The sequence below is a fragment of the Bradyrhizobium sp. HKCCYLS3070 genome (genome assembly GCF_051167575.1).
In the GTDB taxonomy this organism is placed as follows: domain Bacteria; phylum Pseudomonadota; class Alphaproteobacteria; order Rhizobiales; family Xanthobacteraceae; genus Bradyrhizobium.
In genome coordinates this window covers 64291-82817 of sequence record NZ_JBNPTI010000018.1, presented here as the reverse complement: position 1 = coordinate 82817, position 18527 = coordinate 64291, and the positions used below count along the sequence as shown (strand labels likewise).

Annotated in this window: 15 protein-coding genes; 10 read left to right on the top strand and 5 right to left on the bottom strand. The window is 64.1% G+C overall.

Annotated features, from left to right (window positions below):
* The 3 genes from ACQR03_RS31415 to ACQR03_RS31405 form a co-directional block, all read right to left on the bottom strand.
* Positions 1–1715 (bottom strand): hypothetical protein (locus ACQR03_RS31415; RefSeq protein ID WP_434925370.1); only part of this gene is annotated, 1715 nt, incomplete at its 3' end.
* A 490-nt stretch (positions 1716–2205) separates the two neighbouring features.
* Positions 2206–3564 carry a cytochrome c3 family protein gene (locus ACQR03_RS31410; RefSeq protein ID WP_316165080.1) on the bottom strand — a complete coding sequence of 453 codons (1359 nt, stop codon included), beginning with the start codon at positions 3562–3564 and terminating at the stop codon, positions 2206–2208.
* 12 nt (positions 3565–3576) lie between these two features.
* A complete protein-coding gene (locus ACQR03_RS31405; RefSeq protein ID WP_315717740.1) occupies positions 3577–4455 on the bottom strand; it encodes a pyridine nucleotide-disulfide oxidoreductase in 879 nt (292 codons plus the stop codon).
* 358 nt (positions 4456–4813) lie between these two features.
* Here ACQR03_RS31405 and ACQR03_RS31400 point away from each other — a divergent pair, with 358 nt between their 5' ends.
* The 8 genes from ACQR03_RS31400 (at position 4814) to ACQR03_RS31365 (ending at position 14357) form a co-directional block, all read left to right on the top strand.
* Entirely contained in the window at positions 4814–6115 is a 1302-nt protein-coding gene (locus tag ACQR03_RS31400) for an NAD(P)-binding domain-containing protein (protein WP_316186337.1), read from the top strand.
* A gap of 46 nt (positions 6116–6161) precedes the next feature.
* Positions 6162–7604 (top strand): ankyrin repeat domain-containing protein, encoded by a 1443-nt coding sequence (locus ACQR03_RS31395; protein ID WP_434888691.1) that lies wholly within the window; start codon positions 6162–6164, stop codon positions 7602–7604.
* A 299-nt stretch (positions 7605–7903) separates the two neighbouring features.
* Positions 7904–9892: a heme lyase CcmF/NrfE family subunit gene (locus tag ACQR03_RS31390; protein WP_315717736.1), complete on the top strand. Its 1989-nt coding sequence runs from the start codon at positions 7904–7906 to the stop codon at positions 9890–9892.
* Positions 9893–9900: 8 nt separating this feature from the next.
* Entirely contained in the window at positions 9901–10437 is a 537-nt protein-coding gene (locus ACQR03_RS31385) for a DsbE family thiol:disulfide interchange protein (protein ID WP_315754748.1), read from the top strand.
* A complete protein-coding gene (locus ACQR03_RS31380) occupies positions 10434–10946 on the top strand; it encodes a cytochrome c-type biogenesis protein (protein WP_315717734.1) in 513 nt (170 codons plus the stop codon). Before ACQR03_RS31385 ends, ACQR03_RS31380 begins: the two co-directional genes overlap by 4 nt.
* A complete protein-coding gene (ccmI, locus tag ACQR03_RS31375) occupies positions 10943–12262 on the top strand; it encodes a c-type cytochrome biogenesis protein CcmI (RefSeq protein WP_434842247.1) in 1320 nt (439 codons plus the stop codon). Before ACQR03_RS31380 ends, ccmI begins: the two co-directional genes overlap by 4 nt.
* A gap of 63 nt (positions 12263–12325) precedes the next feature.
* The gene (locus tag ACQR03_RS31370) at positions 12326–12979 is read left to right on the top strand and encodes a response regulator transcription factor (RefSeq protein WP_315717732.1); all 654 of its coding nucleotides are present in this window, start codon (positions 12326–12328) and stop codon (positions 12977–12979) included.
* Positions 12980–12983: 4 nt separating this feature from the next.
* A complete protein-coding gene (locus ACQR03_RS31365) occupies positions 12984–14357 on the top strand; it encodes a HAMP domain-containing sensor histidine kinase (RefSeq protein WP_316170824.1) in 1374 nt (457 codons plus the stop codon).
* A gap of 169 nt (positions 14358–14526) precedes the next feature.
* Here ACQR03_RS31365 and ACQR03_RS31360 read toward each other — a convergent pair whose 3' ends face one another.
* Positions 14527–14898: a c-type cytochrome gene (locus tag ACQR03_RS31360; protein ID WP_316196156.1), complete on the bottom strand. Its 372-nt coding sequence runs from the start codon at positions 14896–14898 to the stop codon at positions 14527–14529.
* 214 nt (positions 14899–15112) lie between these two features.
* On the opposite strand from ACQR03_RS31360, the gene ACQR03_RS31355 reads away from it, so the two are divergent.
* Complete coding sequence (locus tag ACQR03_RS31355; protein ID WP_315717729.1) at positions 15113–16285, top strand: FIST N-terminal domain-containing protein; 1173 nt, start codon at positions 15113–15115, stop codon at positions 16283–16285.
* Positions 16282–17634, top strand: a complete 1353-nt coding sequence (locus ACQR03_RS31350) for a hybrid sensor histidine kinase/response regulator (RefSeq protein WP_315717728.1) — start codon at positions 16282–16284, stop codon at positions 17632–17634. Before ACQR03_RS31355 ends, ACQR03_RS31350 begins: the two co-directional genes overlap by 4 nt.
* Here ACQR03_RS31350 and ACQR03_RS31345 read toward each other — a convergent pair.
* A complete protein-coding gene (locus ACQR03_RS31345) occupies positions 17588–18322 on the bottom strand; it encodes a response regulator transcription factor (RefSeq protein WP_316226498.1) in 735 nt (244 codons plus the stop codon). The two genes, ACQR03_RS31350 and ACQR03_RS31345, sit on opposite strands and share 47 nt — an antisense overlap.
* Positions 18323–18527: the final 205 nt, after the last annotated feature.

Below are 18527 nucleotides of genomic sequence, written 5' to 3'. Positions count from 1 at the left end.
GGCGTGGTCATCCCCATCGCGGTCTTGCCGTTGTGGCAGGTCGCGCAGTTGGTGTCGGTCGCGGCATGCTTGAACGCGGCGCCGCCCCAGCTCACATATCCGCCGCTGGCCGCCTTGGCGTGACAGCTGACGCAGTCGGCGCCACCGGTGGCGACGTGGTTCGGATACGACGCGGTGCCCATGGCGCCCTTGGTGCCCTGGCCGGTGAAGGAGCCGTTGTGACAGCTGTCGCAGCGCGCCGTCGCCACCGCGGCGTGGTTCATGGTGTAGGTGGCGAAGCTCGCCGCGGTGTTGCTGTGACAGTTCGAGCACTGCAGCGTCCCGGTCGGGATGTGCGGCGGCGTGGTCATGCCCATCGCGGTCTTGCCGTTGTGGCAGGTCGCGCAGTTGGTGTCGGTCGCCGCGTGCTTGAACGCCGCGCCGCCCCAGCTGGTGAAGCCGCCCGAGGCCGCCTTGGCGTGACAGCTGACGCAGTCGGCGCCGCCGGTGGCGACGTGGTTCGGGTACGACGCGGTGCCCAAGGCACCCTTGGTGCCCTGGCCGGTGTAGCTGCCGTTGTGGCAGCTGTCGCAGCGCGCCGTCGCCACCGCGGCGTGGTTCATGGTGTAGGTCGCGAAGCTCGCCGCGGTGTTGCTGTGGCAGTTCGAGCACTGCAGCGTCCCGGTCGGGATGTGCGGCGGCGTGGTCATCCCCATCGCGGTCTTGCCGTTGTGGCAGGTCGCGCAGTTGGTGTCGGTCGCGGCATGCTTGAACGCCGCACCGCCCCAGCTGGTGAAGCCGCCCGAGGCCGCCTTGGCGTGACAGCTGACGCAGTCGGCACCGCCGGTGGCGACGTGGTTCGGGTACGACGCGGTGCCCATGGCGCCCTTGGTGCCCTGGCCGGTGAAGGAGCCGTTGTGGCAGCTGTCGCAGCGCGCGGTCGCCACCGCGGCGTGGTTCATGGTGTAGGTGGCGAAGCTCGCCGCGGTGTTGCTGTGGCAGTTCGAGCACTGCAGCGTCCCGGTCGGGATGTGCGGCGGCGTCGTCATCCCCATCGCGGTCTTGCCGTTGTGGCAGGTGGCGCAGTTGGTGTCGGTCGCCGCGTGCTTGAACGCCGCGCCGCCGAAGCTCGCCGTGCTGGTGTGACAGGACTCGCACGGCAGATTGGTCTGGAGATGGTTGCTGGACTTGCCGCGCGCCGTCGTCCCGTTGTGACAGTTGGCGCAACCGGCGACGATGCCGGCGTGGTCCATCTTCATTCTGATGCGAAAACTCGCCGTCGACCTGTGGCACACATCGCATGGCGCCGCCGTCGTGATGTGATCCTTCGACTTGCCCCGTGCCATCACGCCGTTATGGCAGGTCGTACATGACGCCTTCGCCTGGGTATGATCGATCGCCCGAACGTCCTTCCATGTCGAGGTCTGGTGGCAGCTCTCACATCGCCTCGTGGACATCGGGTGGTTGACCGACATGCCCGCCGTCTGCGCGCCGTTGTGGCAACTGGCGCACTGCGTCTGCGTGCCCTTGAACCGCCCGCCGACGTGACAGGACGAGCACTCCACCCCGACATGGCTTCCGGTCAGCGGAAAACCTGTCGAGACATGGTCGAATGAGCTCTGCGCGGCAGCATGCCCTGCCAACACGAGAGCGAGCAGCATACAGGCGAGCAGCCACTGCACCATACGGTGCGAGGCTCGCGCCACCAGCCCCAGCTTGCTGTAGCAGCTGCTCAACTCCAACTCCGCTCTTCACTCTCGACTCGATCGCCAGCCGGACATCCGACGGAGACCGGCCGACCCCAATCCAGCCGAGACCGTTGAGCGTCCGCTGCTCGGCGGTCGCCCCGACAAATCCAAGACACCCTTGCGGATTTCCCCTACGGCCCGGCGGCACGTCTTCCCCAGCCACCGAATACTCGGAACGCTCCGTGCTCCCTTGATCGAGCGCTGCATCGATCGGGCGACGACGGAGTCATCGGCCAGATCACGCAGCCTTCGCTACGCCTACGACAGGGCTTCCAGAGACGCGCAAAGCTGGCCCAAAACTGGGCCAAGCTGAACTCAAGCTGAATGGAGGTTAAGGTTTCTGACGTCGCGCGCGCGCAATGGTCCCGCAAGCTCATCATGCAAGCCATTGATCTGCATGCGAACTGATAGCTGCTGCGAGCCGATGTCAGCTCGACACGATCTCAGACGCCGTGTGCGGCCAACGCAGCCGTTCGAATCAGTTCCTGATCTGAACGTTGCGCCATCCCGTTGCGACATGGCAGCGCTCGCACGTCTGACCGAAGGTGCCATTGTGCACGTCCGAGCTGCGATGACAGCTGAAGCAATCCATCGGCAACTTCAGATCCGGCGGCGACTTGGCCTTGTGACAGGCCTCGCACGTGATCTTCTGGTGGACACCGACCAGCGGGAATCGTGTCTGCCGCGCGTGATCGAAACGCCAAAGCCGCCACCCATTCGGATTGTGACAGCTGGCGCACCGCCCTCCAAGCTTCCCCTGGTGGAAATCCTTGTGGCAGCTTTCGCAGGCCATCGGCGTATTCTTGTAGGTCGGCGTCCGGTGGCACTCCTCGCAAGGCACCGACTTGTGCAGACCTATCAACGGAAAACGCGTAATCTCGTGATCGAAGGTGAGCTTCTTCCGCCAGCCCGCATCGCTGTGGCACGTCTCGCAGCGTTCGCCGAGCTTGCCCTGATGCGGATCCTGCTTGCGGTGACAGGACACGCATGACGTCGCGAGTTTGTCCCGATAGAGATCACCCGTATGGCAGCTCTCACACTTCACCTTGGCATGCGCATTTCGCAGCGGGAAGCGGGTCTTGTCGTGATTGAAGCGGACCGTCTTCCATTTCTCCTGATCGTGACACGTCTCGCACTTGTCGCCGAAGCGGCCGCCATGGACGTCCTGAAGACGGTGGCACGAGCCGCACGACGTCTGCAGATCCTTGTATTGCTCGCCGGAGTGGCACGTCGCACAAGCGACCGACTTGTGGGCGCCCACGAGGGGAAACCGGGTCTTCGTGTGGTCGAACTCCTTGGTCGCGCGCCATTTCACCGCCGTGTGGCAGTTCTCGCAGCGTTCACCAAGCCGGCCGCGATGCGGATCGAGCGCCTTGTGACACTCGAAGCAGGTCGAGGGCGTGTTGCGGAACTTCACCTTCGCGACGTGACATCCCGCACAAGGCACGGTCTTGTGCGCATCGACCAGCCGGTAGTTCGTCACGTCGTGGTTGAAGGTTTCCTTGTCGAGTTGGACGATGTCGGTTCCACGCCCCTTGTGGTCGGTGTGACACTGCCTGCACTCCTGGCTCAGCGCCGCCTGGTCGCGTCCGTGCAGGCGCTCACGCTGCCTGCGATCCACGGCAATCTCCTTGTGGCAATCGAGGCAGAGGCCCGACTGTGCCTTCCGGGTATAGGCTTCGTGGCACTTTCCGCACTCGCTCTCGAGCTTGGCATGCTTCTCGGCCAGCGGGCCGGGCATGACCAGCTTTTCCAGCAACGTCTGTGCTCGAACTCCGGCCGATAGCATGGCAACGCCGGCCAGGACGGCGACAACGACCGCAACACGCCACCGCATCACGCAACTCCGTCAATAGTGATGGACGGCCCAGACATGAACGACGCCCGCCAGCAGCATGAGAAAAAACAGCGGCAGATGAAGCACATGCCACAGCGAAAACAATCGTTCGAAGAACGTCAGCTCAGCGGCCTTGCGCACTGCGGCGGCGTAACGCCGCACCACCTCCTCGATTCGCTTCTCGCGACGCCGTCGCTCGGACCACGACCATCGCGCGCGCTTGGCTTCGGCGCGAATGAGCCGGCGCGCTTCCGCAACCACATTGGCGCGCAGCCGTCTCGTCCGCGCTGCGATGACCGCGCCGGTCCGCAGGCTGCCCAGCGCAGTTCGCGGCACCTTGTTGTCGAGCCCCTTGCTGAAGGCAGCCAGCTCCCGCGACACGAACGAGACGGCCTGCATCTCCTCACCGAGCTCCGTTCGCATTGCCTCGGCCTCGGCGAGCAGCTCCTTGACACGCGCTCTCCCGCCATGGAGGCCCATATGGATCTTGCCATAGATGTAACGGCCGATCACGCCGCTGATCGCCACGATCAGCATGGTGAAGAATGCCACGTTGCTGTTGAGCGCCCCCAGTTGGAAATTCGCATGGAATAGGATGAGCACGGGACCAACGACGCCGAGCAGCATGTGGGTCCTGAACCAGAACGGCACCGAGCCGATGCCGCGCAGCGACTTGAAGCGCTTACGCATCGAATAGGCCAGCAGCGACAGCATGGCGACGCTGCCGTAGATCCCGAGCCAGTATCCGGTGCCGGAGCCCGGCGTAATATACTCCTCCTCCTTCTGCAGCCACCCGACGGCAATCGCTCCGAGGACGATGACCGTGATGACGACCGGAATGGTTCCTCGAAGAGGATTGCCGCTCGCGCGAGCGACCGCTGCTCTGCTCATGACCTCGACGTTTCCTGTGAATCCCGAATGCCGGATCGGCGGAAGCCAGACCCGTTCGCGGAGCCCCGGATCTCAGTCGAGAGAGAACTTAGTGATAACCACTTGCAACAACCCTCTCCGTCTTCCGACACCGACGTCATTAGTCCGAAATCAGTGCGAGCCATATTTCCGCCGACGGCATCTGTTCAACGAATGATCCAATCCTGGTCTCCAAGACGTCAGATCATTCTGGAATTTCTATGTCGGCATCTCTTGAGAGGAATTTGCATCTAGCACCGCATCCGACCTTTTCACGCGGAGTTTGCGGTCGGCGACTCTCTATCTTCCGCTGTTAGTTCGTAAGAAAGAGAGAGACGACATGGCGATCGATCTCCTGATTGTCTACGCCGCGCCAATGCTCGGCGTCTGGGCCACTTACATGGCCGTGCGCAAGCGGAAAGAAATAAAGAGCGTCGCGAAGCTCTCGGCCGCCAAGGACGCCGGTCTTCTCGAGCCGGCATCGCTCCATCCCATCATCGATCCTGCCTTGTGCATCGGCTGTGGCTCATGCGTCAGGGCGTGTCCGGAGGGCGACATTCTCGGCCTGATCGGCGGCAAGGCGTCGCTGGTCGAGCCTTCGCATTGCATCGGACACGGCGCCTGCAAGGCGGTGTGCCCCGTGAACGCCATCACGCTGGTGTTCGGCACCGAAACGCGCGGCATCGACATTCCGAACGTGGACGAGGCGTTCCAGACCAACGTGCCCGGCATCTTCATCGCCGGAGAGCTCGGCGGGATGGGGCTGGTCCGCAACGCCATCGAGCAGGGACGCCAGGCGATCGACTCCGTCCGCAAGGTCAAGAACATCGGCAAGTCCGATATGCTCGACGTCGTGGTCGTCGGCTGCGGTCCGGCCGGACTCTCCGCCAGTCTCGCCTGCCTGCAGCATCGGCTGCGCTTCGTCACGCTCGAGCAGGACTCGCTCGGCGGCACCGTCGCGCACTTTCCCCGCGGCAAGCTGGTGATGACGGCACCTTTCACGCTGCCGCTCGCGGGCAAGTTCAACTTCAGAGAGCTCAGCAAGGAGCAGTTGATCGCCTTCTTCATGAGCATTGTGCGCAAGTCCCGCCTCAAGGTGAACGTCGGCGAGCGCGTCGAGGCTGTCACGCGAGTCGGAGAAGGCTTCGACGTCAGGACGAACCGCGGCAGCTACAGAACGCATGCCGTGCTCCTGGCGATCGGGCGCCGCGGAACGCCGCGCAAGCTGGAGGCTCCAGGCGAAGAGCAGACCAAGGTCGTCTATCGACTGGTCGACCCCGAGCAGTATCGCGGCCAGCACGTGCTCGTCGTCGGCGGCGGCGACGCTGCATTGGAAGCCGCATGCTCCATCGCCGATGAGCCGGGAACGACGGTGACTCTGTCGCATCGCAGCGAGTCGTTCGGTCGCGCCAAGCTGAAGAACCGTCAACGGACGGAAGCAGCCGCCCAATCGGGCCGGCTCCGCGTCATCTACAATTCGTCAGTCAAACGGATCGGCGATGACGACGTCGAGATCGTTGCCAATGGCAGCACGAGCACGATCCCAAACGATGCCGTCATCGTGTGCGTCGGCGGCATTCTGCCCACCGCATTCCTGAAGAGCATGGGTATCGAGGTCGAGACGAAATATGGCACGGCTTAAGTCCTCTCACGTCATCATCCCCCTGATCTGTCTCGTCGGCTCGACCGTGCCGTCGGTCGCCCCGGCCGGCGAAACGCCGGCCGGCGTGAGCTCCGAAGCATCCGCGAGCCAGGCGGCCGATGCCGCGATCCGCGCCGGACATCCCGAGGACGCACTGAAGCTGCTCGAGCGCGCCGCCAGCGCCGGCAATCCGGAGGCGCAGTACCGACTTGCATCACTTTACCGCGCCGGTCTCGGCACCAGAGCAGACGACACGCTGGCGTTCAAATGGATGGAGGCAAGCGCAAGGAAGGGACACGTCAAGGCGCAGTATAATGTCGCAGCGATGTGGCTTGCGGGCCGTGGAACGCCGGCCGATCCCGACCGGGCGCGGGACTGGCTACGCAAGTCGGCGGCGGCCGGCTATCAGCCCGCCGAGCAGTTGCTGGCCGACATGGTCAACCGAAATGCGCGCCCGCGCGCCGGGGAGCCGGCGCGCGAAGCTGCGCGCAGGCCGCCCCCGACGCTCGATGCGCAGGCCGCCATGCGAAACGGCCATCCGGCCATCATCGACGCCGCGCTGCGCGGCCAGTTCGATCCGATGCGCCAGCTCATCGCTGCGAAGGCTGACGTCAACGCGGTCAACGAGGACGGCGATACGCCTCTGGCGATCGCCGCGGCCGCCGGGCATCTTCGGCTGGTGGAGCTCCTGCTCGCCTCGGGAGCCAATCCGAACACCAGCAATCGGCGCGGCGACACGCCATTGATGCTGGCAGCGGACAAGGATCATGGAGACATCATCAGACTGCTGCTGACCAAGGCGGCCGACCCCTCTGCAGCGCGTGCAGATGGCGCGACCGCACTACTGATGGCGCTCAGCCGCTGCAACGGCGCCGCTATCGCCGCGCTCCTCGACGGCGCCTCCGGCAGGCTGCCCGCGTTGGCAGACGGCCGGACCCCACTCATGATCGCGGTCGCGTCGTGCCCAAATGGCCCGCTCGATCGGCAACTCGTTCAGAGATCCGACCTCAACGCCGCCGATGGGCAGGGCCGCACCGCACTCTGGCACGCGGCCGGCAATGGCAATACGCACGCGATCGGACAACTGATCCGCGCAGGTGCGGACGTCAACCGCGCGGACACCGACGACAAGACGCCGTTGCTGAATGCCATCGAGGGCCGCAGCGCCGCGGCCTCGCTGCTTCTGTTGGACCATGGGGCCGACCCGAAACGCGCGACAAGAGGCGGAAATACCGCTCTCATCCTCGCCGCGCGCGCCGGGCTTGCGGATGTCGTCAGTGAGCTTCTCAGGCGTAAGGCCGACCCGAACATGCGCAACGGCCAGGGCATGAGCGCGCTGATGATGGCGGCCCATGAGGGGAATATCGGCATTGCGCACAGCCTTCTCGCCGCCGGTGCCGAAAAGCAGTTGAGGAACAAGCGCCGCGAACGTGCCACCGACATCGCCGCTGCCAGCGGTCACGGCGATATCGCCAAGCTTCTGGAATAGCGGACGATTTCGTTTCGCCACCCTGCCTATCATGCGGTCGACGTCGCGTTCGCTGCTCGACGGCGCGGCAGATGATTCGCACGCTATATCTCAACGAATATAACACTAAGTACCAAGACGCCCCGATGATACCGTTCTCCGGCCGTGAGTGCGAATGAGTTGCAGTTACACTACGATGCACGTCGATGGATCATCATCATTCCGTACGAATGATGCCTCATTCGGCGCATTGATTGTCGGCGCATCACAGACACTTGATAGTTAGCTGCAGGAATATCCGCTGCAGTCGGAGATACCACATGACAGCGGAGGTCGGATCGTTTGCGCTCATTCTCGCGCTCCTCGTATCGCTGGTGCAGTCGATCGTTCCGTTCGCAGCGCTGCGCCGCCAATCCGCGATGATCGCCGGCTTCGTTCGTCACGCTGCCTTGACTCAGTTTCTGTTCGTCGCGATCGCATTCGCATGCCTGACGTCGCTGTTCGTCCACTCCGACTTTTCAGTCCAGGTCGTCGCAGCGAATTCGCACACGCTGAAGCCGCTGCTCTACAAGGTCTCCGGAGTCTGGGGAAACCATGAGGGATCCATGCTGCTGTGGGTCCTGATCCTCTCCTTGTTCGGCGCGGCAGTTGCATTGTTCGGAACGAACCTTCCGGAGCGGCTGCAGAGCAACGTTCTCGGCGTGCACGGCATGATCGGCCTCGGCTTTCTGGCGTTCATCGTCTCGACGTCGAATCCGTTCGCGCGGCTGGTCGATGCTCCCCTCGAAGGCAACGGACTGAATCCGATTTTGCAGGATCCTGGCCTCGCCTTTCATCCACCGTTTCTGTATCTGGGTTACGTCGGCTTCTCGATGGCGTTCTCGTTCTCGGTCGCCGCGCTGATCGAGGGAAAGGTCGATGCCAGCTGGGCCCGCTGGGTCCGACCGTGGGTGCTCGCGGCCTGGTGCTTTCTCACGATTGGAATCACGCTGGGCAGCGCATGGGCGTACTACACGCTCGGCTGGGGCGGCTGGTGGTTCTGGGACCCCGTCGAGAACGCCTCCTTCATGCCGTGGCTTGCGGGGACTGCGCTCCTGCATTCCGCCCTGGTGGTCGAACGACGGAGCGCCCTCCAGAGCTGGACGATCCTGCTGGGGATCGTGACCTTCTCATTGAGCCTGATCGGGACTTTCCTGGTGAGGTCCGGCGTGCTCACCAGCGTTCATGCCTTCGCACAGGACCCGTCGCGTGGCGCATTCATCCTGGCGCTCATCCTGGTGGCGACCGGCGGGGCGTTGACGCTGTATGCGATCAGGGCCCCAAGCCTGAAGCACGGTGCGCTGTTCGCAGCCGTCAGCCGCGAGAGCGGCCTCGTCCTCAACAATGTGCTGCTCACGGCAGCCGTGGCCACCGTGTTTCTCGGCACGTTCTACCCGCTCCTCGTCGACATGCTCGGAAACGACAAGATCTCCGTCGGTCCTCCCTACTACAACTTGACGTTCGTTCCGATCATGGTTCCGCTGCTGCTTGCCATGGTGATCGGCCCGGTTCTGAAATGGAAGCGCGATCTCCTCGTTGCGGCCCTGCAACGACTCCGCCTGGCCGGGGGACTTGCGGCATTCATTGCCGTCGCGATCCTCGTCGCGACGTTCGGACAGCGTTTCCTGGTTGCGTTCTTCTTCGGCATCGCCGTCTGGCTCGTGATCGGCTCGCTGATGGTGCTGGCTCATCGCGTCCGCCTCGGCATGACGACTCCCTTGGCGACCTCGCTCAACCTCGCGCGCACCACCCCGCTCGCGGTCTACGGCCTGGTGCTGGCCCATGCGGGAATGGGCGTCACCGTCGCAGGCATTACCGGGATGACCGCGTGGGCCAGCGAGAAGGTGCAGATGCTGCGGCCGGGCCAGAGCCTGCAGCTCGCGGGCTACGACATCAAGCTGCGCTCGATCGGAAAATTTCCAGGCCCCAACTACGAAGCCGAGCGTGGCACGTTCGACATCACGCGGAACGGCAAGCCGTTCACGCAGCTTTCCAGCGAGCGCCGCTTCTATCCCGTCAGACAGCAGCAGACGACCGCCGCCGGCATTCGAACCAACCTGATCTGGAACGTCTACGTGACGCTCGGTGATCCCGACGACAAGGGCGCGTGGGCGGTGCGCTGCTACTATCACCCTCTGGTGCCGCTGGTCTGGATCGGCGCACTGATGATGGCTTTCGGCGGCTTCATCTCGCTGGCCGACCGGAGATTTCGTGTCGGTGCTCCGCGACGGGCGATGCGGGCCGTACCGACTGCCGTTCCTGCTGAATAGGACGAGATATGCCGCGCCTCCCCTATCTCATACCTCTCGTGGCTTTCGCCGCACTGGCCGCTGGACTGGCTTTCAGCCTGACCAACGATCCGCAGCGAATGCCCTCGACCCTGATCGACAAGCCGACGCCGCGTTTCCAGCTCGCGTCGCTCGACGGCAAGAGCGGCGGTCTTGCCAATACCGACCTGCAGGGCGACGTGGTCCTGCTCAACGTTTTCGCATCCTGGTGCCCCGGATGCCGCGTCGAGCATCCCATGCTGCTCAAGCTCGCAGAGAGCTCCGCGATCCCGATCTATGGGCTGAACTGGAAGGACGATCGGAACGACGGCAAACGTTGGCTTGCCAAGCATGGCAGTCCCTATGCCCGTGTCGGCTCCGATGAGTCCGGCCGGGCCGGCATCGATCTTGGCGTGACCGGCGTTCCCGAAACCTTCGTGATCGATCGGGCCGGCCGCATCCGCTTCCGCTATCCCGGCCCGCTGACCGAAGATGTATGGCGTGACGATTTCGAACCTCTGCTGAAGGCACTCAGGAGCGAGTCATGAACTGCCGGCGGATCAAGCGCGCGGCCGAAGCGCTGCTCGTCAGCTCGCTCGTGCTGACGGCGACATGGTCACCATCTCGTGCGGTGCTTCCCGACGAAATGTTGCGCGACGAGGGACTGGAGGCGCGCGCGCGCGCGCTGGGCCAGGAGCTGCGCTGCGTCGTTTGTCAAAATCAGAGCATTGACGACTCGAACGCTCCATTGGCGCATGATCTGAGGGTGCTGCTGCGCGATCGCCTGCAGGCCGGCGACAGCGACCGGCAGGCGGTGGACTTCCTGGTCGCACGCTACGGCAACTTCGTCCTGCTCAAGCCTCCCTTGCAGTGGAATACCATCGCGCTGTGGATCGGTCCCCTGCTCGCCCTGCTCACGGCCATCGTCGGCTTCGGCCGCTACGTGCGCCGGGCGGCAGCCAATGCGAGTGCGCCCGAGGCGGAGCACGTCGCTCCGCTCAGCGCCGACGAACTCGAAGCCATCGAGGCGATCCTCGATCGACGGAGCCTTTCATGATGCTGTGGCTGATCCTGACGGCGATGATTTCCGTGGCCGCCGTGCTCATATCGACGCCATTCATCCGCAGCTACGAGCGGAGACGGTTGGCTTCGGCTCAGGGACTTGCCGTCCACCACGACCAGCTCCGCGAGATCGAGAACGAAACCGCACGCGGCCTGATCGACGAGTCGGATGGCGAGAACGCGGCCAGCGAGATCAAGCGGCGCATTCTCGCCGCAGCGGCCGCCGAACAGCCGCCGGCGCCCTCCCTCACCAGCTCCGAACGAAAATTTGCGCTCAGTGTCGTCACGCTGACGGTGGTGTTCGGCTCCGTCGGTCTGTATGCGGTTGTCGGAAATCCGGATGTCCCCGCGGCCGGACCGGGCCAGACCGCCAGCAGCACGACGGCGAGGTCGGTTGGCGAGGCGCGATCCGACGCCGGCACCCAGGCCATTGCCTCGCTGGAGCAGATGACCAGCCAGGACGGTCGCGACCGACCGCAGCAGGGCAGCGGACTGCCGCCGGTCGAAGAGATGATCCAGCGTGTGCAGACGAGACTGGAGCGGAATCCCAAGGATGCCGACGGATGGCGGCTGCTGGGCTGGTCGCTGTTCAACATCGAGCGCTTTGCAGAGGCGGCACAGGCCTATGCGCGCGCAATGGAGCTGCGGCCAGGCTCGGCAGAATACCGCAGCGCACGCGGCGAAGCGCTGGTGCGGGCGGCGGACGGCACCGTCACGTCCGAAGCCCGCGCGGACTTCGACGAAGCACTCAAACTGGATCCCAAGGACGCGCGCGCCCGCTTCTTCATCGGCGTCGTGAAAGAACAGGAGGGAGACAAACGGGGTGCAATGGCCGACTGGACGGCGATCGTATCGGAGGCCGATCCGAACGAGCCGTGGCTGCCCGATCTCAAGCAGCGGCTCGGCGCGCTTCGTCGCGAGCTCGGAGAGGATGACGGCTCGCCATCGCCTGCCCGGCCGAACCTGTCCGCCGAGCGCATGCAGGAACTCCTGCGCTCCGGCAAGACCTCCGCGACCGAGCCGACGGAGCCGCGCGGCCCCCGCGCCGAGGACATCCGCAAGGCGGAAAGCATGTCCACACAGGACCGCAACCTCATGATCCGGGGCATGGTGGATGGCCTTGCGAGCCGACTCGAGCAATCACCGCGCGATGCAGAAGGCTGGATCAAGTTGATCCGCTCGCGGGTGGTACTGGGCGATGTCGAGGCGGCGAAACAGTCGCTGCAACGCGCACTGTCGGTCTTTGCGGAGGACGTCCCGGAGCGCACGCGCATCGCTGACGCAGCCAGAGAGCTCGGGATCAATCCATAGCGTTCGAGGCCCGATCAGCGTGTCCGCATCGTCGGAACCCGTTCGGCAACCGGAGGAATGGCAATGCGCATTCTGCTCATAGAGGACGAGCCCATCTACGCGGAGCGCATCAGGGAAAGCCTGGCCGATGCCGGTTTCGAGGCGGATCTCGCCACCGATGGCAAGCAGGGCTGGATGCTGGGCAACAGCCAGCCCTATGATGCCGCGGTCCTCGACCTCGGACTGCCGTGCATTTCGGGCCTCGACGTGCTGCAACGCTGGCGTCATACCGGGCACACGCTGCCGGTGCTGATCCTGTCCGCCCGCAGCGGCTGGGTCGAGCGTGTCAATGGCCTGAACGCAGGCGCGGACGACTATCTCGAAAAGCCCTTCAAGGCGCAGGAGCTCGTTGCGCGGGTCAAATCGCTGCTCCGTCGGGTCTCCAGCAGACCGGACGCCGTGCTCCGCCTCCGGCAGATCGAGTTCAACGCGGCGGCCGGCCTGGTCAAGAAGGACGGGGAGATCGTCGACCTGACTGCACTCGAGTTGCGCGTTCTCGAACTCCTCATGCGCCGCGCCGATCATATCGTGTCGCAGACCGAGCTGCTGGAGCACATCTATCCGAGCAGCGACCATCGCGACTCCAATACGGTCGAAGTCTACATTGCCCGGCTCAGGAGAAAGCTGGGGCGTGACTGCATTCGCACCGTCAGAGGCATGGGATATCGCTTCGGGTAGAGCAATGTTCAGCCGCAACTTCCGAGCCCGGATGCTCGCGGTCGCCGCGATCTGGATTTCCATCGTCTTGTTCGCCAGCGGGCTCGGGCTCTCGATCGTCATTCGCCGTGTCGTCGAGGCCCACTTCGATCATGACCTGCTGGATCACGCCCGCGAGCTCGCCGATCTCGTGGAACTCGACGCCACGCAGCGGCTGTTCATCGCCCGCGATCTGAGCGATCCGCGTTTCTCCCCTGCCCGGTCCGGAATGTATTGGCAGGTCATCCTGCAGAACGGCGAAAGCGCGCGCTCGCCGTCGTTGCAGGATGACCTTTTCCTTTCATTCACGCCCGACCAGAGTCGCGAGGGTTCCCTGCCCTCCTCCACGGCGCTTAGTGTGGAGGGACCGACCGGGCCGATGCGCATGGTCCGAAACATCAGCGAGCCGTCTCGCCTCGGGCAACCCGTCGAAATCCGTGTCGGTGCAGACGAGCGACTGATTAGTGACGAGATGCAGCACCTCAATCTGACGCTGATAGCGACGCTTGGTATCATGGCCCTCGCCATGGTTGGCACCGCCTACGCTCAGGTCGCTTACGGCCTGCGGCCGCTCCAGCGCATGAGTCGCGCCATCGTGGACGTGCGTAGCGGCAAGACCTCAAGGCTGCCTGAGGACCTGCCGGAGGAAATCATGCCGCTCGTCACCGAGCTGAACGGAATGATTGCGGCAAATCTCAACATGGTCGATCGCGCTCGCGTACTCGCAGGAAGTTTTGCACACGCGCTGAAGACACCTCTGGCAATTCTCGACGAGGAGGCAGCACGGCTGAAAGCGTCCGGTCAGGAGATCCACGCTCAGATTCTGTCGGAGCAGTGCTCGCGAATGGCGCTGCTCATCGACTACCAGACGGCGCGCGCAAAGGCCTCCACGATCGCGAATGCAGGTGCGTTTGCGGTCGTCGCAGACGTCTTGAGGAGCGTCATCAATACCTACTCGCGATTCAGCCCAGGGCACGACCGGCGGTTCGAAGTCGAAGGAGCAGCGGACGTCGTCGTTGCCTGCGACACCAACGATCTGACCGAACTCATCGGCAACCTGCTCGACAATGCGGCAAAATGGGCACGTGACCGCGTCGTGATTTCGATCGAGGATCTCGACAGCACCGTCTTGATCACGGTTGAGGACGACGGGCCCGGCATTCCAGTGGAACACCGAATGCGCGTGTTCGACGTGGGCACGAGACTTGACGACGCGAAGCCGGGCACTGGGCTCGGTCTGGCGATCGCCCGCGACCTGACCAGCCTCTATGATGGCCGACTGTGGATCGAGGATTCGAGAATTGGGGGCGTCGCCCTGAAGCTTTCGCTTCGAAAGAAGGGTGATCCAAGCTCATCGTGACATGCCTGGTACCCGCAGCCTCACAGAAGCGCCGGCCCGACACCCAACCCGCTCATAGCGATGATGCCCTGGGCCAGCGCGCCAACGATGCCAGTCGGAATCGGCGAACGGCTCTTTTCCAACGGCGCGGCCTGCAGCGTCGGCAAAATCGCCAGCTTCCCCGGCTACGCTATTTCAGAGTCGAGAGATAGGCGACGACGTCGGCCCGCTCCTTCGCGTCCGCCAATCCTTTGAAATACATCTTGACGCCGTGAACGTCCCCGCGAGGATCGGCGATATAGGCATCCAGTGCCGTCGCGGTCCAGGGCGCATTGTTCTTTTTCATGCTCTCCGAATAGGCGTAGTCCGGCACAGCCGCTGGCTGCCGTCCAACGATGTTCCAGAGGCTCGGGCCGACCTTGTTGACGCCGATCTCGGCAGAGTGGCAGTTCTGGCAGATGCGCTGGAAGATGCTTTTCCCGGCGGCCGGATTTCCGTCGAGCGCGCGGGCGCTCGGTGCCAGGCTGGCGAGAACGGCGACAAGAGCGATGCGGCGGAGCATGCGAAATCTTTCCCTATTCGATCCGGAGCGGGCGCGGGCCAGCCCCCCGGGCCAGGCGCGGTGAGCAGATCCGCGCGGATGATCGGACGACAGCCCGGCCCAAGTCCTTGTCCTGGATCAAGCCGCGCGGTTGCCGTTGCTGCTCAATTGGCTTAATCTTCTAAAAAAACGAACGATCGCCAACAAACCAAAGTGTCGTTCTGGGAGGTGCCCGATGGGAGACGCCGATCCTCGGCCCCCGCGTCCGTCTGGCGTGACTGCTGCAAAGTCCAAGGCTGCGACGGAGGCCGCTGCGGCGGCCGACATCTGCGGCCAGTTGCCGGCCGAGGGGTTGGCGATGGTGCTGATCTTCCTGTCGCCCCACTACGATCCAAACGAGTTCATGGTGGAGGTGACGACCCGTCTCGCGGACGTCCCCGTATACGGCTGTACGACGGCCGGAGAGCTGTCGCCCGATGGCTGGGACGACAACAGCGTCGTCGCTCTCGGATTTGCCGCCGAGGATTTCACGGTATTCGCACAGCCCATCTTCGGGTTGTCGGGCTTTCGCGTCGATGAAGGACGTCGCCTCGGCAACCAGATGAGGCAGGACCTCTCGCGGCACGGTGGTCGCGACGACGACGGCGTATTCGGGCTCGTCCTGATCGACGGCATGTGCCAGCGCGAAGAGGCGATCATGTCGGCGATCTACGCCTCGCTCGACAATATTCCCCTGGTTGGCGGGTCGGCCGGCGACGGTCTGCGGTTCGAGCGCACCTGGGTCTTTCACGACGGCAAGGCCCACACGGACATGGCCGTGCTGATCCTGATCAGGACGTCATTGCCGTTCCGGCTGTTCAAATGCGACAATTTCGAGCCGACCTCGACCAAGATGGTGGTGACGGAGGCCGATCTCGAGCAGCGTATCGTCAAGCAGCTCAATGCCGAGCCGGCGGCGGAGGAATATTGTCGCGCGATCGGAATAGCCGATTCCGAGCTCGACCCGTTCCTGTTTGCGGCCCATCCGGTCCTGGTGCGCGTGGGAGGCTCCTATTTCGCGCGCTCGATTCAGCGCGTCAGCCCTGACGGCTCGCTCCGGTTCTTCTGCGCGATCGACGAAGGAATGGTGCTGACGGCGGCGAGGTCACGCAACTCCGTGGCGGCCGCCCGCGAGATGCTGGCCGAGGTCCGCGACGAGATCGGCGAGGTCTCGATCTTCATCGGTTTCGAGTGCATCCTCAGGCGTCTTGACGCAGAGCAGCATCAGTTTGCGCGGGAAATGTCCGATCTCTATCGCGACAACCGGATCGTCGGATTCCATACCTATGGCGAGCAGTACGGTTCAATGCACGTCAATCAGACGCTGACCGGGGTCGCGATCGGCAAACGTGGAGCGGCGCAGCCATGACCGCCGCGGGGTCTCCGGAAGACCTGCAGCGCGAGGCGGCCAAGCTCAGGAAGATCAACGCCGCGCTGATGTCCCGGGTCGAACGCTCGATGGACCAGCAGTTCAATGCGTTCTCGCTGTTCGAAACGGCGATCGCGCTCGATCAGCAGGTGCGCGAGCGGACGCGCCAGCTGCGTGATGCGCTGCGTTCGATCGAAACCGCCAACAAGGACCTCTTTCGGGCCAAGCAGCAGGCTGAAGCGGCCAGCTCCCTGAAATCCTCGGTTCTCATCTCCGTTACGCATGATCTGCTTCAGCCGCTCAACGCCGCGCGGCTCACGCTCTCGACCTTGGCGGACGAAGTCTCGTCTGATCGCGGAACGGCCATGGTCGGCCAGGTCGACCATTCGCTGGCCATGCTCGAGGATCTGCTGCGGTCCCTGCTGGAGATTGCCAAGCTCGATGCCGGAGCCCTGCGCCCCGATGTCAGGCCCGTTCTGCTCTCGACCCTGTTCGAGCCGCTCGAACGCGAATTCGCCCCGATCGCGGCCAAACGCGGGTTGTCCCTGCGCATTTGTCCGTGCTCGATCGCCGTGGTCTCGGATGCCATGATGTTGCGGCGCATCTTGCAGAACCTCCTCGCCAACTCTCTGCGCTACACGCGGCGAGGCGGCGTCGTCATGGGATGCCGGCCGGGGCCGGGAGCAGGCCGGGTTCGCATCGAGGTCCACGACACCGGTCCGGGCATTCCCAAACCGCAACAAGAAGCGATCTTTCTCGAATTCCAGCGCGGTCAGCCGAGCGCCGAGGATCAAGCCGGCTTCGGGCTGGGCCTGTCGATCGTCCGTCGCTTCGCCAAAGCATTGGACCATGAGGTCGGGCTGGCTTCGCGGGTTGGACATGGGTCCACATTCAAGCTCGAGCTCGACCGCGCCGACCCGGCAGCCGTACTGCCGGATCCGCATCCTGCGGATCACGTCGACCACGACTATGGCGGGCTCGAAGGCGCCAAGATCCTGCTGATCGAAAACGACCTGGCCACCGCCGAGGCCATGGTCAGTCTGTTGGAAAAATGGGGCTGCGACGTCGTGGCGACGGCGTCGTTGAATGACGCTTTGCAGCGTTTGAGTGCGCTCGGGGCGGTCCCCGAGACGATCATCGCGGATCTCCACCTGGATGGCGACGAGAGCGGGCTTGCCGCCATCCGGGACATCAGGCAATTCCTCGGCCGAGATGTTGCGGCCATGATCGTGACCGCCGACTATTCCGAGGACGCAGCCAGGGAAGCAAGCCAATACGGGCTCGAGATCTTGACCAAGCCGGTCAGGCCTGCGGAGCTTCGCGCGCTGTTGTCGTTCTTGCTGTCATGAGCGCCTCAGCGCCGTTTGCCCGAGCCGGCGTGCGCGGCTCGCCGATGAGGTTCACGAAGTCGATCTTTTCCATCTCGATGATGGCCTTGGTCCTGCTCATGACGCGAAGCTTTCGCAGGATCTCCGAGACGTGGACCTTCACCGTCGTCTCGCAGATCCCGAGCTCATAGGCGATCTGCTTGTTCTGCAGTCCGCGGCGGATCAGGTCGAGCACGCGCAGTTGCTGCGGCGTCAGCTCGTGAAGACGCTTCAGGAGGTCCTGAGCAGGAAGTCGGCCACGGCGCGCGCTGGCGCAGAGGGAGCCGCCTTCAACATGGACCTCGCCCCCCAGCACGGCCTTGATCGCGTCGGCAAGTTGCTGCTTCGAAGTCGATTTCGAGATGTAGCCGGAGACACCCAGCGCGAGAACATGGGCGACGAGGTCCGGGTCCCGATGCGCGGAAACCACCAGGATCGGTGTGCGCGGCGCGGTCTTGCGGATGCGGATGACGCCGGAGAGTCCGGTCGTTCCGGGTGTCGAGAGGTCGAGCAGGATCAGGTCGAATCTCGGCGGAGATGAAAGAAGCCCGACGGCCATGTCGACGGACGTCGCCTCGCGCATCTCGGCATCAGCCAGAGCGGCGCGGATCGCGCTCTCCAGCGCCTCCCGAAACAGCGGATGGTCCTCGACGATGAGCAATCGAGCCACGTGCCTGCCTCCCCCGGCCGGATCGAAGATCCGGATCATTCAGTGTCGCGGATCCGACATTCAACCAGCGTGCGGGCTGCGTCTTCGAAGGAACGTCAGAACCGGAGCATCAGCGATACCGCGTTGGTTGGCATCAATCAACGACCAAGACGCCATCGACGTCGCCACGCCTGCGGTGGCCGTGGAGTCGTGCGGCGCAACAATT

Excerpts from the sequence above, each read along its gene's own strand:
- ACQR03_RS31390 (WP_315717736.1), top strand. The coding sequence starts at position 7,904 with ATGACAGCGGAGGTCGGATCGTTTGCGCTCATTCTCGCGCTCCTCGTA.
- ACQR03_RS31385 (WP_315754748.1), top strand. The coding sequence starts at position 9,901 with ATGCCGCGCCTCCCCTATCTCATACCTCTCGTGGCTTTCGCCGCACTG.
- ACQR03_RS31370 (WP_315717732.1), top strand. The coding sequence starts at position 12,326 with ATGCGCATTCTGCTCATAGAGGACGAGCCCATCTACGCGGAGCGCATC.
- ACQR03_RS31355 (WP_315717729.1), top strand. The coding sequence starts at position 15,113 with ATGGGAGACGCCGATCCTCGGCCCCCGCGTCCGTCTGGCGTGACTGCT.
- ACQR03_RS31365 (WP_316170824.1), top strand. The coding sequence starts at position 12,984 with ATGTTCAGCCGCAACTTCCGAGCCCGGATGCTCGCGGTCGCCGCGATC.
- ACQR03_RS31380 (WP_315717734.1), top strand. The coding sequence starts at position 10,434 with ATGAACTGCCGGCGGATCAAGCGCGCGGCCGAAGCGCTGCTCGTCAGC.
- ACQR03_RS31360 (WP_316196156.1), bottom strand. The coding sequence starts at position 14,898 with ATGCTCCGCCGCATCGCTCTTGTCGCCGTTCTCGCCAGCCTGGCACCG.
- ccmI (WP_434842247.1), top strand. The coding sequence starts at position 10,943 with ATGATGCTGTGGCTGATCCTGACGGCGATGATTTCCGTGGCCGCCGTG.
- ACQR03_RS31405 (WP_315717740.1), bottom strand. The coding sequence starts at position 4,455 with ATGAGCAGAGCAGCGGTCGCTCGCGCGAGCGGCAATCCTCTTCGAGGA.
- ACQR03_RS31350 (WP_315717728.1), top strand. The coding sequence starts at position 16,282 with ATGACCGCCGCGGGGTCTCCGGAAGACCTGCAGCGCGAGGCGGCCAAG.
- ACQR03_RS31400 (WP_316186337.1), top strand. The coding sequence starts at position 4,814 with ATGGCGATCGATCTCCTGATTGTCTACGCCGCGCCAATGCTCGGCGTC.
- ACQR03_RS31410 (WP_316165080.1), bottom strand. The coding sequence starts at position 3,564 with ATGCGGTGGCGTGTTGCGGTCGTTGTCGCCGTCCTGGCCGGCGTTGCC.